The following is a 14,642-nucleotide window of genomic DNA, read 5'->3' as shown; positions in this document are numbered from 1 at the left end:
TTCGTGCCGGGCAAGCGTGAGCTTGTGGATGTTCAACTATGCTTGCCGGGCGAAGGGAAACGTGAAGTGGTTCAACACTCGATGAATATCAAGTTCACCCACCGCTTGTCTTACAAACAAGCCAGATCGACTGTGCTGGTCGGTCTCGTCTTGGGAACCTTGCTCAGCCTGATCCAGATAGGCATTGATTATGCCAGCGAAGACGCGTCCATCAACCGTGAAATTCGTTCACTGATTGAAATCAGCCACAACCCGGCGTCGCGCATCGCCTACAACATCGACGCCGAACTGGCCCAGGAATTGACCCTCGGCCTATTGCACTCCCCCGCCATCATTCACGCACAGTTGACCGACAACAACGGCACGGTGCTGGCCGACGTCGAACGGCCGAGCAAGGAAAGTCCCTACCGGCCCCTCAGCGATTTCCTGTTCGGCGCCAACCGCCAGTTCGAAGACCGGCTGTTTCTCAGCCATATGCCCAACGAATCCCTTGGCGCACTGCACCTGGACGTAGACACCTACGCTTTTGGCAGCCGCTTCCTGCGCCGCGCCGAGATAACCCTGCTCAATGGGTTTGCGCGCAGCCTGCTGCTGAGCGGCATCTTGCTGGGCCTGTTCTACGTGATGCTGACCCAACCCCTGGTGCGCATCATTCGCGAGCTGAGCACGCGCAGACAGACACGCCTGGATTGCCCGCCTGGGCATGAACGCGATGAAATCGGCGTGCTGGTCAGCGTTGCCAACCAGCAATTCGACAGCATGGAAACCGAGATCCAGCAACGCCGCCATGCCGAAGACCGCCTCACCGAATACCTGGGGCAACTGGAAGATATCGTCTCGGCGCGCACGCTGGAGCTCAAGGCCAGCAATCAACGCTTGAGTCAGTCCAACGATGAGCTGGAAGCGGCGAAAATGACCGCCCTCGGCATGGCTCAAGCGCGGGCGGCGTTCCTGGCCAATATGAGCCACGAAATCCGCACGCCACTCAATGGGTTGCTGGGCATGATCGCGCTGTCGCTGGACAGCCCGCTCAACGCGGAACAGCGCCAGCAACTGTCGATCGCCCATGATTCCGGCAAGGTGCTGGTGGAACTGCTCAACGATATCCTCGACCTGTCCAAGTTCGACGCGGGCCAGTTGGAGCTGGAGCGCATCCCGTTCGACCTCGGCTCGCTGGTGGAAGACACCGCCAACCTGTTGTCGCAGAACGCCGCGCCAAGTGTCGAACTGACGTGCCTGATTGATCCGCAGTTTCCGGCTCAGGTGCTCGGCGACCCGACACGTGTGCGACAGATCGTCAGTAATCTGCTGTCCAACGCCTTGAAATTCACGCGCTTCGGTCGGGTGGATGTGCGCCTCAGCGCCCAGGACGGTCGAGTGAAAGTCGAAGTGTGCGACACCGGGATCGGCATTGCCCAGGACGCGCAGGTGAAGATCTTCCAGCCGTTCACACAGGCCGGCGCGGGCATCACCCGCCAGTTTGGCGGCACCGGCCTGGGTCTGGCGTTGACCCATAACCTGTGCGAAGCAATGCACGGCCGGCTGAGCATCAGTTCCGAAGTCGGCTTCGGCAGCCAGTTCTGCGCCGACCTGCCACTGCCCGCCCATTTGCCCGCGACCCGGCTCGCGCCGTTGGTGGGCGAAGTCATTGTAATCACCAACGGCGACAACGGCCTGACGGAGCTGCTCAGCACCCTGCTACCTCACTGGGGGCTGACGCCGCATTGCTATTCTCTTGATGAGGACTTGAGCGGAAAAACCCCTGATTTGCTAATCACAGATTGCCCGGAGTGCCTGTTTCGCCTGCGGCCGGCCATCACGGCGCCGATCCTGCTGGTGACCGCCTATGGCAATTTCATGCCCAGCGAGGAAGTCGCGGCCTTCGCGCCGTTGCAGCAACAGGCACGCCCTTTGAGCCGCAACGCGCTGTACCAGATACTGCAACGCAATCTGCGTAGCGATCCGCGCTTGATCCAAGATCCGATCCCGCTGGACGCCGCGCCCCTCGTCCACCGGGCACGCATCCTGCTGGTGGAGGACAACCCGGTCAATCAACTGGTGGCCAAGGGCATGCTCAGCAAGTTGGGCTGCGAAGTGATCGTCGCCGCCCATGGTGGCGAAGCGCTCAAGTTCCTCGAAGAACAGCGCTTCGACATGGTGCTGATGGACTGCAACATGCCGGTGATGGATGGCTATGAGGCCAGTCGGCAGATTCGTCGCAGCGGGCGTTGGCCGGACCTGCCCATTGTGGCTTTGACCGCCAACGCGCTGTCGGAAGAACGCGAGCGTTGCCGGGCAGCGGGGATGAATGACTACCTGGCCAAGCCGTTTCGCCGCGAAGAACTCAACGCGTTGCTGGACCTGTGGGTGCCTAAGACGACAAGTCTCTGATCTGCGCCAGCAATTGATCCAAGCCCTCGCGCAGGGCGTCTGCCTGGTTGAGGTCGACACCGCTGTCGCACAGCAAGCGGGTTTTCAATTGATGGGCCTGGTCGCGCCGTTGCACACCGGCTTGGCTCAGGCTCAAATGCACTTCACGCTCATCCTGCGCGCTGCGCTGGCGCCTCACTAACCCAAGCTGCTCCATGCGCTTGAGCAGCGGCGTCAACGTGCCCGAATCGAGCATCAGGCGCTCGCCCAGGGCCGTGACCGTGGGTTGGTCCGGGGTTGCGTGGTGCCATTCCCACAACACCAGCATCACTATGTATTGCGGGTAGGTCAGGCCCAACTGATCGAGCATTGGTTTGTACGCGCGGGTCACCGCCCGCGACGCGGCGTAGAGCTTGAAACACAGCTGGTTGTCCAGGGCCAGAGACACGGTGGGCAGGTCGGTCATTTGAGCAGGGCTTCGATCTCTTGGGTCAACTCCTGGGGCTTGGTGGTTGGCGCAAAGCGCTTGACCACCAAGCCGTCGCGACCAATGAGGAACTTGGTGAAGTTCCACTTGATGCCCTTGGAACCCAGCAGACCCGGGGCCTGCTTTTTCAACTGCACGAACAGCGGGTGGGCAGCGCTGCCATTGACGTCGATCTTCTTGAACAACGGAAAGCTGACGCCGAAATTCAGCTCACAGAACTCGGAAATCGCACCTTCGTTGCCCGGTTCCTGCTTGCCGAACTGGTTGCACGGAAACCCCAGCACCACCAGGCCCCGGTCCTTGTACTGCTGCCAGAGTTGCTCCAAGCCTTTGTACTGCGGGGTGAAGCCACATTTGCTGGCGGTGTTGACCACCAGAATGGCCTTGCCGGCGAAGTCGGCCAAGGTCTTTTGCTCACCCTTGATGGTGGTGCAAGGGATGCTCAGCAGGTTGTCGCTCATGGCAATGCCTCGAATATGGGGAAAGAAGGGAAAACATAGCGAGCAATTTAATTGTGCGCGATTGAATTGATCAAACTGATAACCCGGTATACATCGCCCCTGCACAAGACACAGGGGCGACTCATGCTCAGCGCGGTACGAGGTCCAGGCACACCGAATTGATGCAATAGCGCAGGCCGGTCGGCTCCGGGCCGTCCGGGAACACATGCCCCAGGTGTGCATCGCACTTGGCGCAGGTGACTTCGGTGCGGATCATGCCGTGGCTGATATCGCGGATCTCGATCATCGCGTTTTCGCCAATCGGTGCGTAGAAGCTAGGCCAGCCGCAGCCGGAATCGAATTTAGTCGTAGAGTCGAACAGCGGCTCATTGCAGCAGACGCAGTGATACACACCGTCGGTCTTGGTGGCATTGTACTTGCCGGAAAACGGCCGTTCGGTGCCCTTCAGGCGGCACACGTTGTATTGCTCCGGATCGAGCATCGCTTTCCATTCATCAATGGTTTTCTGCAGCTTTTCCATCAGTACACCTCGGCAACTGAAAAACCCTGATCTGTGTCTTTTCCAGGGATCAGGCGGCACGTATGATTGCGCCTCTTCAACCCGGCAGTCTGGCACCCGCGTTAGCTGCATTCAAACGTATTTATGGGTGCGACCAACGCAGGATTCTCAGCACGGTAGGCGCCGCACCGTCTGGATCGTTCATTTTCAGGATCACATCGCCATGCAGGTCAGCAAATCGAACAAGCTCGCTAACGTCTGCTACGACATTCGCGGCCCAGTGCTCAAGCACGCCAAACGCCTGGAAGAGGAAGGCCATCGCATCCTCAAGCTGAACATTGGCAACCCGGCGCCCTTTGGTTTCGAAGCGCCGGACGAAATCCTCCAGGACGTGATCCGCAACCTGCCCACCGCCCAGGGCTACAGCGATTCCAAAGGCCTGTTCAGTGCGCGCAAGGCGGTGATGCAGTATTACCAGCAGAAGCAGGTCGAAGGTGTCGGCATCGAGGACATCTACCTGGGCAACGGCGTGTCCGAACTGATCGTGATGTCGATGCAGGCCTTGCTCAACAATAGCGACGAAGTATTAGTGCCGGCACCGGACTACCCGCTGTGGACCGCTGCGGTGACCCTGGCCGGTGGCCGCCCGGTACACTACCTGTGCGACGAAGGCGCCGACTGGTTCCCGGACCTGGCCGACATCAAGGCCAAGATCACCCCGAACACCAAAGCCCTGGTGATCATCAACCCGAACAACCCCACCGGCGCCGTGTACTCGCGGGAAGTGCTGCTGGGCATGCTCGAGCTAGCGCGCCAGCACAACCTGGTGGTGTTCTCCGACGAGATCTACGACAAGATCCTCTACGACGATGCCGTCCACATCTGCACCGCCTCCCTGGCGCCGGATCTGCTGTGCCTGACCTTCAACGGCTTGTCCAAGTCTTACCGCGTGGCGGGTTTCCGCTCCGGCTGGGTCGCCATCTCCGGGCCCAAGCACAACGCCCAGAGCTACATTGAAGGCATCGACATGCTGGCCAATATGCGCCTGTGCGCCAACGTACCGAGCCAGCATGCGATCCAGACCGCCCTGGGCGGTTACCAGAGCATCAACGACCTGCTACTGCCACAGGGCCGCCTGCTGGAGCAACGCAACCGCACCTGGGAACTGCTCAACGATATTCCCGGCGTCAGTTGCGTGAAGCCGATGGGCGCGCTGTACGCCTTCCCACGCATCGACCCGAAAGTCTGCCCGATCTTCAACGACGAGAAGTTCGTGCTCGACCTGCTGCTGTCGGAAAAGCTGCTGGTGGTCCAAGGCACGGCGTTCAACTGGCCGTGGCCGGATCACTTCCGCGTGGTGACCTTGCCGCGTGTGGATGACCTGGACATGGCCATCGGTCGCATCGGCAACTTCCTCAAGTCCTATCGCCAGTAACGACTATGCCGCTGTACGACTGGGATCTGGTCGTACAGCGATTATCTGGCAACACTTCTCTGCCCATTCTCCCGCGCAGCACTGCGGTTGCCCCTCTCCCAGCGCTTGCCCCCTATAATCAAAGGGCCGCGGGGCGACAAGAGGCTGATCAGACGGAGGATTGCAGGTGGGAAATTCCCTTCAAGACTCTACCTTCAGGCTGTAGGACACAGTTTGAAATAGTCGCTCGGTTGAATCACCCCAAGCTGCACCTTATATACCCCGCAGTACGCGACATATTTAGCATGAGGAGAACTCTACAACCATGATGCGCATCCTGCTGTTCTTGGCCACTAACCTGGCGGTCGTGCTGATTGCCAGCATCACCCTGAGCCTTTTCGGCTTCAACGGGTTCATGGCGGCCAACGGGGTTGATCTAAACCTCAATCAGCTGCTGATCTTCTGTGCGGTCTTCGGTTTTGCCGGCTCGCTGTTCTCGCTGTTCATCTCCAAGTGGATGGCGAAGATGAGCACCAGCACCCAGGTCATCACTCAGCCACGCACCCGGCATGAGCAATGGTTGCTGCAGACCGTCGAGCAGTTGTCCCGCGAGGCCGGCATTAAGATGCCCGAGGTCGGGATCTTCCCGGCCTATGAAGCCAACGCCTTTGCCACCGGCTGGAACAAGAACGACGCGCTCGTTGCAGTGAGCCAGGGCATGCTGGAGCGCTTCTCTTACGATGAAGTGAAGGCGGTGCTGGCCCACGAGATCGGCCACGTGGCGAACGGTGACATGGTCACCCTGGCGCTGGTCCAGGGCGTGGTGAACACCTTCGTGATGTTCTTCGCGCGGATCATCGGCAACTTCGTCGACAAGGTGATCTTCAAGAACGAAGAAGGCCGCGGTATTGCCTACTACGTGGCGACCATCTTCGCTGAACTGGTGCTGGGCTTCCTGGCCAGCGCGATCGTGATGTGGTTCTCGCGCAAACGGGAATTCCGCGCAGACGAAGCCGGCGCCCGCCTGGCCGGCACCGGGGCGATGATTGCAGCCTTGCAGCACCTGCGCTCCGAACAGGGCCTGCCGGTGCATATGCCGGACAGCCTGACCGCCTTTGGCATCAACGGCGGCATCAAGCAGGGCCTGGCACGCATGTTCATGAGCCACCCACCGCTGGAAGAGCGGATTGACGCACTGCGTCGTCGCGGCTGACCGCTTGGCAGCAAAACGGAAAGGGGCGATCTGATCGCCCCTTTTTTGTGCGCGCCTCGCCAGCCCCCTAATCAGCGCCTTGTGAGTTGGTAGGCTCGCTCTTCCAACCGGGTTACGCCGTCCTGAACGAACTTCCAGCTCTCACCCAGGACGTCCTGCTCCTCAAGGACTTCAAGGGCCCAGTGCGCCCCCAGCAGCAAGTTCACCTCATCCTCGGCCACCGCAAACGGTGGGCCGGCCTTTTGCGTCTGGTCATAGTCGAGGGTAATCAGTAACCCCTTACAACCAGCACCGAGAAGAACATTGAGGTGCTCGGTGTAGCGCGCCCGCATCAGCGGCGGCAACGCGATCAACGCCGCGCGGTCATACAGCGCCGTGCAATCGCGCAACGCATCCGCGTCCAGCGCGAAAAAATCACCGCACCACACCTCGATCACATCCGCCTGGTACACCTTGAACACGCCGCGCTGGCTGATACGCGGTGTCAGCCCCTGCTCGCTGAAGAATGCCTCAACCGCCTGCTCCGACAGCTCCACCCCGAGCACACGATGCCCTTGGCTCGCCAGCCATACCAAATCCAGGCTCTTGCCACACAAAGGCACTAGCACCTTTGCCCCTTGCGCAAGGGCCAGCCGCGGCCAGTGCCGTTGCAGGTACGGGTTGACCTCGGGCAAGTGAAAGCCGATCTGGTTACGCGCCCAGCGCTCCCGCCAAAACTGAGAATCCATACATCACCCTAAAAATTCGATCAAAAAGCGCTAAAACTTATATTAGATTTAGATCATTGATCTGATTGAAGATAGGGCATGTTAACCCTGAGGGCCCTTCCTATGCTCCCCACTCTGTTTATCTCCCATGGTTCGCCCATGCTCGCCCTGCAACCTGGCGCCAGCGGCCCGGCCCTTCAGCGCCTCGCGGCTGAACTGCCACGGCCGAAGGCGATTGTGGTGGTGTCGGCGCACTGGGAAAGCCAGGAATTGCTGGTCAGCGGTAGCGCCACACCGGAAACCCTGCACGACTTCGGCGGCTTTCCCGCCGAATTGTTTGCCGTGCAGTACCCTGCGCCGGGCGACCCGCAATTGGCGCGCAACATCGTCGAGTTGCTGCATGCCGATGGTTTGAGTGCGCGCATCGATGACCGCCGCCCCCTAGACCACGGCACCTGGGTGCCGCTGTCGCTGATGTACCCGGCGGCGGATATCCCGGTGGTGCAAGTGTCCTTGCCCAGCCGTATGGGCCCTGCCCTGCAGACCCGGGTCGGACACGCCCTCGCCGGCCTGCGCGAACACGGCGTGTTGCTGATCGGCTCCGGCAGCATCACCCACAATCTCGGCGAGCTGGACTGGCACGCCGGGCCCGAAAGCATCGAACCGTGGGCGAGGGCGTTCCGTGACTGGATGGTGGACAAGCTCGCGACCAACGACGAGGCCGCATTGCACGATTATCGCCGCCAGGCGCCCAACGCCGTGCGCAGCCATCCCAGCGATGAGCATTTGCTGCCGCTCTACTTTGCGCGGGGCGCCGGAGGCGACTTCAGCGTGGCGCACCAAGGCTTCACCATGGGCGCGCTGGGCATGGACATCTATCGCTTCGGCTGAAAACCAAGGCAAAAAAAATCCCCGAACCAGTCGGGGATTTTTTATGTGCGATCAATCAGCCCAGAGGCAGATCAATCTTCGCGGTAGCGACGCAGCTTGAGCTGCTTACCGGCAACGCGAGTGTCTTTCAGCTTGGTCAGCAGTTTTTCCAGACCGTCTTCCGGCAGCTCCACCAGGGAGAAGCTGTCACGGACCTGGATGCGACCGATGGCTTCACGTGCCAGGCCACCCTCGTTGAGGATAGCGCCCAGCAGGTTCTTGGCGGCGATACCGTCACGCGCGCCCAGCGCGGTACGGCAGCGAGCACGGCCTTCGGCCAATGGCACCGGAGCGCGGCGCTCACGATCACCACGGTCCGGACGGTCGCCAGTACGCTCTGGACGATCACCGCGCGGAGCGTTGTTCGGTACCAGTGGGCGTTCTTTCTCGATCGCTGCCAGGGTCAGGGCCTGACCGTTGGTCGCCTTGCGCAGCAGGGCTGCAGCCAGGGCACGCGGGGTGCAACCGATATCGGCAGTCAGACGATCCAACAGCTCGCCGTGGGTCGATTCAGCGTCAGCCACCAGCGGCGACAAGCTGTTGGTCAGTTTCTTGATGCGGGCATCGAGAACGGCCTGGGCATCCGGCAGGCGGACCTCAGCAACCTTCTGACCGGTCACACGCTCGATCACTTGCAGCATGCGACGCTCACGTGGCGTCACCAGCAGCAGTGCGCGACCTTCGCGACCGGCACGGCCGGTACGGCCGATACGGTGAACGTAGGACTCTGGATCGTAAGGCATGTCAACGTTGAACACGTGGGTGATACGCGGAACGTCGAGGCCACGCGCAGCAACGTCGGTCGCCACAACGATGTCCAGACGGCCATCCTTGAGCGACTCGATCACGCGCTCACGTTGGTTCTGGGCGATGTCGCCGTTCAGCGCAGCGGCTTTGTAGCCTTTGGCTTCGAGGGCACTGGCCAGGTCCAGGGTCGCTTGCTTGGTGCGCACGAACATGATCAGGGCGTCGAAGTCTTCAACTTCCAGCAGGCTCAATACAGCCGAGGTCTTCTGGTCAGCGTGAACCAACAGGTGAGCCTGTTCGATCGCGGTAACGGTCTGAGTCTTGGTCTGGATCTTCACATGTTGCGGATCGCGCAGGTGGCGTTCGGCAATGGCGCGGATCGACTGCGGCAGGGTGGCCGAGAACAGCACGGTCTGACGGGTTGCTGGCAGCGCTTTGAAGATGACTTCCAGGTCATCCATGAAGCCCAGTTTCAACATTTCGTCAGCTTCGTCCAGAACCAGGTGGTTCACGGTCGACAGGACTTTCTCGTCACGACGCAGGTGGTCGCACAGACGGCCCGGGGTGGCGACAACGATCTGTGCGCCGTTACGGATAGCCTTGAGTTGTGGACCCATCGGCGCGCCGCCGTAAACGGCAACAACGGTTACACCCGGCATTTGCTTGGCGTAGGTTTCAAAAGCGGTTGCTACTTGCAGCGCCAACTCACGAGTTGGCGCCAGGATCAGGGCTTGCGGTTCGCGCTTAGCAGGATCGATGCAGTGCAGGATAGGCAGGGCGAACGCGGCGGTTTTACCGGTACCGGTTTGCGCCTGGCCAATCATGTCATGGCCGGCCATGATGATCGGGATCGATTGCTGCTGAATCGCCGAAGGTTCTTCGTAGCCAGTCGCAATGACGGCAGCAAGAATGTTCGGGTTAAGATTAAAAGCGGCGAAGCCGCCGGTTTCCTGGGTCATGGGTCTGCCTCTAAGTGCATCCGCAAAGACCCATGCTCCAAAGCTGCGCGTGCCGTGTTGAGACTCAAGAGTCGCCCTGGCTGCTTTGTCGGCGGGGATTTGCGAAAACGAATGAATGAAAAAGATTCGTCAAGGAAGAGTCCGCTGTACGGACGTGCAGCCGAAGCTGACTTCGGGGAATTGCGCTACCTAAACGCGGCCAGGTTAAAGGCCGGCGCGCACTATACCGGAAATAGCTGAAAAAGGGAGCTTTTTTTATCGCAAAGCGCCGATAAACCGCGCTGCTTCACCGTCTTTGCGCAGATGAGCGCCAAGGTCTATTTTTCAAGTGCCCGGCCTTGTTGGTTAAAACGCTTAAACGGTTCACCCGTCCACTCAGACCCTTTGGTCCGAAACCCTTCCCTGCGCCCGAGGGCACACCCGATGAATCAAGCCAGCAGCAGCCTCGTCAGCCGTGAATACAAGGATCATGTCCTGCTGTTGGGCCTGGATCGAGTCGCCAAGCGCAATGCCTTTAACCTGGAGCTACTCAACGAACTCAGCCGGGCCTATGGCGAATTTGATCGAAATGACGATGCGCGGGTGGCCGTGGTGTTCGCCCACGGCGACCACTTCACCGCCGGACTGGACCTGGCCAACGTCAGTGGGGTGATGGCGGGAGGTTGGCAACCGCCGCTCGGGGGCTGCGATCCCTGGGGCGTGTTCGCCGGCCCACGGGTCAGCAAACCGGTGATCGTCGCCGCCCAGGGCTACTGCCTGACCCTTGGTATCGAGCTGATGCTGGCGGCGGATATCAATCTCTGCGCGAGCAACACCCGCTTCGCGCAGATGGAAGTACAACGTGGGATCTTTCCATTTGGCGGTGCGACGTTGCGCTTTCATCAGATTGCCGGCTGGGGCAACGCAATGCGCTGGCTGCTCACCGGCGATGAGTTCGATGCCCACGAAGCCCTGCGCCTAGGGTTGGTGCAGGAGGTGATGGCCAGCGAAGACCTGCTGCCGCGCGCCATCGAACTGGCCAGCCGCATCGCACGCCAGGCACCGCTCGGCGTGCAGGCCACCTTGATGTCGGCCCGCCTGGCGCGCCTGGAGGGCGAAGCCGTCGCGGCGGCCGCATTACCGCCAGTGGTCGAGCAATTGCTCAACAGCGAAGACGCCAAGGAAGGCGTGCGCGCCATGCTCGAGAAGCGCCCAGGGGTATTCAGGGGAATTTGAGTTGGCCGTGCCGCCGTCATCGCGAGCAAGCCCGCTCCCACATTTGACCGAGCACATCCTGAAGGAATGCGGTCGATGTGGCAGCGGACTTGCTCGCGATGACGCCCGCGCAGACAACTAGGTGGCTGGCCGAATAGCCTTGATCAGCGCCTGCAACGAATAGCCCAGTCGCGGCGCCAGCGCCTCGGCGCGAGCTGAGAGCGCGGCATGGTCCAGCTCCTGATCCAGCTCCGAAGGCACCAGCAGGATCACATTGCCCTCTTTCACCGGCAGCTCCCAATAATGCCGGTGATACAACCCGCGCAACAAGGCCGCACCCAAGGGCTTGCCATCGTCGGTGGCCCACTGGTTGATCACCAGCCAACCGCCGGGGTTGAGTTTCTTCTGACAATTTTCCAGGAAGGTCCAGGCCAGGTGCCCGACGCCGGGGCCGACGTCGGTGTACAGGTCGACGAAAATCAGGTCGGCCGTTTCAGCGGTTTCGAGCAATTCCAGAGCGTCGCCAATGCGGATGTACAGGCGTGGATCGTCGTCCAGCCCGAGGTACTCAATGGCCAGACGCGGCACGTCGGGGCGCAACTCGATGGCTTCGACATCCTCCAGCGGCAGGAATTTGAGGCACGCCTGGGTCAGCGTGCCGGCGCCCAGGCCGAGGAACAACGCGCTCTCCGGCTGCTCATGGCACAACGCACCGATCAGCATCGCACGGGTGTAGTCGTACTCCAGCCAGCTCGGGTCGGCGGTGAACACGCAGCTTTGCTCGATGGCGTCGCCAAACTCGAGAAAACGGTAATCGGCCACTTCGAGCACACGGACAATGCCGAAGTCATCATGGACCTCGGCCAGCAGGCGCTCGACACGCTCCTCGGTCATCTCAACTCCTAAAGGGTCTAACCCCACGGCAAAGGCGCGATTGTCGGCCAACCAGCGGCAACAGGTCACGCACTAATTGCTGATAACATTGACGCCCGACCGTCAATCACCCTATCGAGTTCACGATGAGCCAACCCTGGAGCCCCGACAGCTGGCGCGCCCTGCCGATCCAGCAACAACCCCAGTACCCGGACGCTGCGCACCTGTTGCAGGTGGAGCAGAGCCTGGCCAGCTACCCGCCGCTGGTGTTTGCCGGGGAGGCCCGCGAGTTACGCCGTCAGTTTGCCGAGGTGACCCAGGGTCGCGCCTTCCTGCTGCAAGGTGGCGACTGCGCCGAGAGTTTTGCCGAGTTTTCCGCCGCAAAAATCCGCGACACCTTCAAGGTGCTGCTGCAGATGGCCATCGTGATGACCTTCGCCGCCGGCTGCCCGGTGGTGAAAGTCGGGCGCATGGCTGGCCAGTTCGCCAAGCCGCGCTCGTCCAACGATGAAACCATCGATGGCGTCACCCTGCCGGCCTACCGTGGCGATATCGTCAACGGTATCGGCTTCGACGAAAAAAACCGCGTGCCAGACCCCGAGCGCCTGCTGCAGTCCTACCACCAGTCCACCGCCACCCTTAACCTGCTGCGCGCCTTCGCCCAGGGCGGGTTTGCCGACCTGCATCAGGTACACAAGTGGAACCTGGACTTCATCGCCAACTCCGCACTGGCCGAGAAGTACAGCCAACTGGCGAACCGCATCGACGAAACCCTGGCCTTCATGCGCGCCTGCGGCATGGACAGCTCGCCGCAACTGCGCGAAACCAGCTTCTTCACCGCCCACGAAGCGCTACTGCTCAACTATGAACAAGCCTTCGTGCGCCGCGACAGCCTGACCAACGACTACTACGACTGCTCGGCCCACATGCTGTGGATCGGTGATCGCACCCGTCAGCTGGACGGCGCCCACGTCGAGTTCCTGCGCGGGGTACACAACCCGATCGGGGTCAAGGTCGGCCCGAGCATGAACCCGGATGACCTGATCCGCCTGATCGACATCCTCAACCCGGACAACGACCCCGGCCGCTTGAACCTGATTGCACGCATGGGCGCCCACAAGGTCGGCGACCACCTGCCGGCGCTGATTCGCGCCGTACAGCGCGAGGGCAAGCAGGTGCTGTGGAGCTCCGACCCGATGCACGGCAACACCATCAAGGCCAGCAGCGGCTACAAGACCCGCGACTTTGCGCAGATCCTCGGCGAGGTGAAGGCGTTCTTCCAGGTACACGAGGCCGAAGGCAGCTATGCCGGCGGGATTCATATCGAGATGACTGGGCAGAACGTCACCGAATGCATCGGCGGCGCGCGGCCCATCACCGAAGACGGCTTGTCGGACCGCTACCACACCCACTGCGACCCGCGGATGAATGCCGATCAGTCGTTGGAGCTGGCGTTCCTGATCGCCGAAACGTTGAAGCAAGTAAAAAGATGACCCCATTCTGTAGGAGCGAGCTTGCTCGCTCCTACAGTTGTGTGAGCATCGCCGCCCTTAGTCGGCCGCCACTCGGCCGCTGGCAATTCAGCTGCACCTGTTCCAGGCCCAGCCAGTCGGCCATTTGCCGCAAGTTCAGCGCCAACGCACGCATCCCCTCCTCATCCAGCCCCGGCTCTTCTTCGTGTACCGCATGCACGACCAGGCGCCCGTGCGCACGTTCGGCGCGCAGGTCGACGCGCGCGGCAATGCGCTCGTTGTGCAGAAACGGCAGCACGTAGTAGCCGTACACCCGTTTGTCTTGAGGGGTGTAGATCTCCAGCCGATAACGGAAATCGAACAGTCGCTCGGTGCGGCTGCGCTCCCAGATCAGCGAATCGAACGGCGACAGCAGTGCACTGGCCGGCACCTTGCGCGGTACTTTCGGCTCCGGCAGGCAATAGGCAGGCTGCTTCCAGCCCTGCACCCGGCACGTCAGCAATTGGCCGTCTTCGACCAGCTCGGCCAAGCGGCTGCGAGTGTCGGCAGGCTCCAGACGGAAGTAATCGCGCAGGTCTTTTTCGCTGCCGACGCCCAGCGCGGTCGCGCTGTGCAGCAGCAAACCGCGCTGAGCCTCGGCCTCGCTCAGCGGGGCCTGGTGAAGCCGGTCGCCGGGAATGACGCGCTCAGGTAAATCGTAGAGCCGCTCAAACCCGCGCCGACCGGCAACCGTGACCAGGCCAGCAGCGAACAGCCATTCCAGCGCGTGCTTTTCATCACTCCAGTCCCACCAGGGGCCGGCGCGCTCTTCGCGGGTCGACAGACTGCCCGCGCCCAGGGCGCCCTGTTGTTCGACGGTCTTCAAGACGCGCTGGATGATGGCCTGCTGCTCGCGACCAAAGCGCGCCATCTGCGCATAGATGCCCTGGCCCTGTTTTGCCCGTTCCATGCGCCAGCGCATCAAGGGGTACAGTGCCATCGGCAACAACGAGGCTTCATGCCCCCAATATTCGAACAACGAACGCTGTCGACCCTGGCTCCAGGCCGCCTGCTCAAGCAATGACGGGGCGTACTGGCCCAGGCGCGAAAACAACGGCAGGTAATGGGAACGCACCACGGCATTGACCGAATCGATCTGCACCACGCCCAGGCGTTCGATCAAGCGGTTGAGGTGCGTGGCCTTGATCAACGCGGGCGCCTGGCGCCCGGAAAACCCCTGCGCGGCCAGTGCCATGCGCCGCGCTTGCTTGAGGGAAAAAGACAGGTCGGCGAGCATGGGCATCTCCCTATGAACTTGGCGACTACCCTACTGCATC

13 protein-coding genes are annotated in these 14,642 nt (G+C 61.3%); 6 read left to right on the top strand and 7 right to left on the bottom strand.

The window, feature by feature from the left end; all coding sequences use genetic code 11:
- Window positions 1–81: 81 nt before the first annotated feature.
- Window positions 82–2,391, top strand: a complete 2,310-nt coding sequence (locus ACP7CJ_RS03895) for a response regulator (protein WP_426099419.1) — start codon at window positions 82–84, stop codon at window positions 2,389–2,391.
- Here the strand turns inward: ACP7CJ_RS03895 and ACP7CJ_RS03890 are convergent.
- From ACP7CJ_RS03890 to msrB, 3 genes are all read right to left on the bottom strand, one after another.
- Complete coding sequence (locus tag ACP7CJ_RS03890) at window positions 2,372–2,836, bottom strand: MarR family winged helix-turn-helix transcriptional regulator (RefSeq protein ID WP_276197187.1); 465 nt, start codon at window positions 2,834–2,836, stop codon at window positions 2,372–2,374. The genes ACP7CJ_RS03895 and ACP7CJ_RS03890 overlap by 20 nt on opposite strands.
- Window positions 2,833–3,318, bottom strand: a complete 486-nt coding sequence (locus ACP7CJ_RS03885; RefSeq protein WP_276197186.1) for a glutathione peroxidase — start codon at window positions 3,316–3,318, stop codon at window positions 2,833–2,835. Before ACP7CJ_RS03885 ends, ACP7CJ_RS03890 begins: the two co-directional genes overlap by 4 nt.
- A gap of 127 nt (window positions 3,319–3,445) precedes the next feature.
- A complete protein-coding gene (msrB, locus tag ACP7CJ_RS03880; protein WP_426099420.1) occupies window positions 3,446–3,838 on the bottom strand; it encodes a peptide-methionine (R)-S-oxide reductase MsrB in 393 nt (130 codons plus the stop codon).
- Between the two features lie 202 nt (window positions 3,839–4,040).
- Between msrB and ACP7CJ_RS03875 the strand changes: the two genes are divergently transcribed.
- Together ACP7CJ_RS03875 and htpX are read left to right on the top strand one after the other, a co-directional pair.
- Window positions 4,041–5,252 carry a pyridoxal phosphate-dependent aminotransferase gene (locus ACP7CJ_RS03875; protein ID WP_426099421.1) on the top strand — a complete coding sequence of 404 codons (1,212 nt, stop codon included), beginning with the start codon at window positions 4,041–4,043 and terminating at the stop codon, window positions 5,250–5,252.
- Window positions 5,253–5,556: 304 nt separating this feature from the next.
- Window positions 5,557–6,444 carry a protease HtpX gene (htpX, locus tag ACP7CJ_RS03870; protein ID WP_017849408.1) on the top strand — a complete coding sequence of 296 codons (888 nt, stop codon included), beginning with the start codon at window positions 5,557–5,559 and terminating at the stop codon, window positions 6,442–6,444.
- A gap of 71 nt (window positions 6,445–6,515) precedes the next feature.
- Here htpX and ACP7CJ_RS03865 read toward each other — a convergent pair whose 3' ends face one another.
- Window positions 6,516–7,172, bottom strand: a complete 657-nt coding sequence (locus ACP7CJ_RS03865) for a thiopurine S-methyltransferase (RefSeq protein WP_426099423.1) — start codon at window positions 7,170–7,172, stop codon at window positions 6,516–6,518.
- A gap of 102 nt (window positions 7,173–7,274) precedes the next feature.
- On the opposite strand from ACP7CJ_RS03865, the gene ACP7CJ_RS03860 reads away from it, so the two are divergent.
- Window positions 7,275–8,042, top strand: a complete 768-nt coding sequence (locus ACP7CJ_RS03860) for a DODA-type extradiol aromatic ring-opening family dioxygenase (protein WP_276197184.1) — start codon at window positions 7,275–7,277, stop codon at window positions 8,040–8,042.
- A 71-nt stretch (window positions 8,043–8,113) separates the two neighbouring features.
- Here the strand turns inward: ACP7CJ_RS03860 and ACP7CJ_RS03855 are convergent, their stop codons facing one another.
- Window positions 8,114–9,787, bottom strand: a complete 1,674-nt coding sequence (locus ACP7CJ_RS03855) for a DEAD/DEAH box helicase (RefSeq protein ID WP_276197183.1) — start codon at window positions 9,785–9,787, stop codon at window positions 8,114–8,116.
- Window positions 9,788–10,210: 423 nt separating this feature from the next.
- Here ACP7CJ_RS03855 and ACP7CJ_RS03850 point away from each other — a divergent pair, with 423 nt between their 5' ends.
- Entirely contained in the window at window positions 10,211–11,002 is a 792-nt protein-coding gene (locus tag ACP7CJ_RS03850) for a crotonase/enoyl-CoA hydratase family protein (RefSeq protein ID WP_276197182.1), read from the top strand.
- A 117-nt stretch (window positions 11,003–11,119) separates the two neighbouring features.
- Here the strand turns inward: ACP7CJ_RS03850 and ACP7CJ_RS03845 are convergent, their stop codons facing one another.
- Window positions 11,120–11,875, bottom strand: a complete 756-nt coding sequence (locus ACP7CJ_RS03845; RefSeq protein ID WP_247406229.1) for a spermidine synthase — start codon at window positions 11,873–11,875, stop codon at window positions 11,120–11,122.
- 125 nt (window positions 11,876–12,000) lie between these two features.
- Between ACP7CJ_RS03845 and ACP7CJ_RS03840 the strand changes: the two genes are divergently transcribed.
- Window positions 12,001–13,347, top strand: coding sequence for a class II 3-deoxy-7-phosphoheptulonate synthase (locus ACP7CJ_RS03840; protein ID WP_276197181.1), 1,347 nt, complete (start codon window positions 12,001–12,003; stop codon window positions 13,345–13,347).
- A gap of 31 nt (window positions 13,348–13,378) precedes the next feature.
- Here the strand turns inward: ACP7CJ_RS03840 and ACP7CJ_RS03835 are convergent, their stop codons facing one another.
- Window positions 13,379–14,602: a winged helix-turn-helix domain-containing protein gene (locus ACP7CJ_RS03835; RefSeq protein WP_426099424.1), complete on the bottom strand. Its 1,224-nt coding sequence runs from the start codon at window positions 14,600–14,602 to the stop codon at window positions 13,379–13,381.
- Window positions 14,603–14,642: the final 40 nt, after the last annotated feature.

It is taken from the genome of Pseudomonas sp. PSPC3-2 (assembly GCF_049897085.1).
Classification (GTDB): Bacteria; Pseudomonadota; Gammaproteobacteria; order Pseudomonadales; family Pseudomonadaceae; genus Aquipseudomonas; species Aquipseudomonas paraveronii.
The sequence above is the reverse complement of the archived record's forward strand: the minus strand, read 5'-3'. Positions and strand labels throughout refer to the sequence as shown.

Excerpts from the sequence above, each read along its gene's own strand:
- ACP7CJ_RS03895 (WP_426099419.1), top strand. The coding sequence starts at position 82 with ATGAATATCAAGTTCACCCACCGCTTGTCTTACAAACAAGCCAGATCG.
- ACP7CJ_RS03890 (WP_276197187.1), bottom strand. The coding sequence starts at position 2,836 with ATGACCGACCTGCCCACCGTGTCTCTGGCCCTGGACAACCAGCTGTGT.
- ACP7CJ_RS03885 (WP_276197186.1), bottom strand. The coding sequence starts at position 3,318 with ATGAGCGACAACCTGCTGAGCATCCCTTGCACCACCATCAAGGGTGAG.
- msrB (WP_426099420.1), bottom strand. The coding sequence starts at position 3,838 with ATGGAAAAGCTGCAGAAAACCATTGATGAATGGAAAGCGATGCTCGAT.
- ACP7CJ_RS03875 (WP_426099421.1), top strand. The coding sequence starts at position 4,041 with ATGCAGGTCAGCAAATCGAACAAGCTCGCTAACGTCTGCTACGACATT.
- htpX (WP_017849408.1), top strand. The coding sequence starts at position 5,557 with ATGATGCGCATCCTGCTGTTCTTGGCCACTAACCTGGCGGTCGTGCTG.
- ACP7CJ_RS03865 (WP_426099423.1), bottom strand. The coding sequence starts at position 7,172 with ATGGATTCTCAGTTTTGGCGGGAGCGCTGGGCGCGTAACCAGATCGGC.
- ACP7CJ_RS03860 (WP_276197184.1), top strand. The coding sequence starts at position 7,275 with ATGCTCCCCACTCTGTTTATCTCCCATGGTTCGCCCATGCTCGCCCTG.
- ACP7CJ_RS03855 (WP_276197183.1), bottom strand. The coding sequence starts at position 9,787 with ATGACCCAGGAAACCGGCGGCTTCGCCGCTTTTAATCTTAACCCGAAC.
- ACP7CJ_RS03850 (WP_276197182.1), top strand. The coding sequence starts at position 10,211 with ATGAATCAAGCCAGCAGCAGCCTCGTCAGCCGTGAATACAAGGATCAT.
- ACP7CJ_RS03845 (WP_247406229.1), bottom strand. The coding sequence starts at position 11,875 with ATGACCGAGGAGCGTGTCGAGCGCCTGCTGGCCGAGGTCCATGATGAC.
- ACP7CJ_RS03840 (WP_276197181.1), top strand. The coding sequence starts at position 12,001 with ATGAGCCAACCCTGGAGCCCCGACAGCTGGCGCGCCCTGCCGATCCAG.
- ACP7CJ_RS03835 (WP_426099424.1), bottom strand. The coding sequence starts at position 14,602 with ATGCTCGCCGACCTGTCTTTTTCCCTCAAGCAAGCGCGGCGCATGGCA.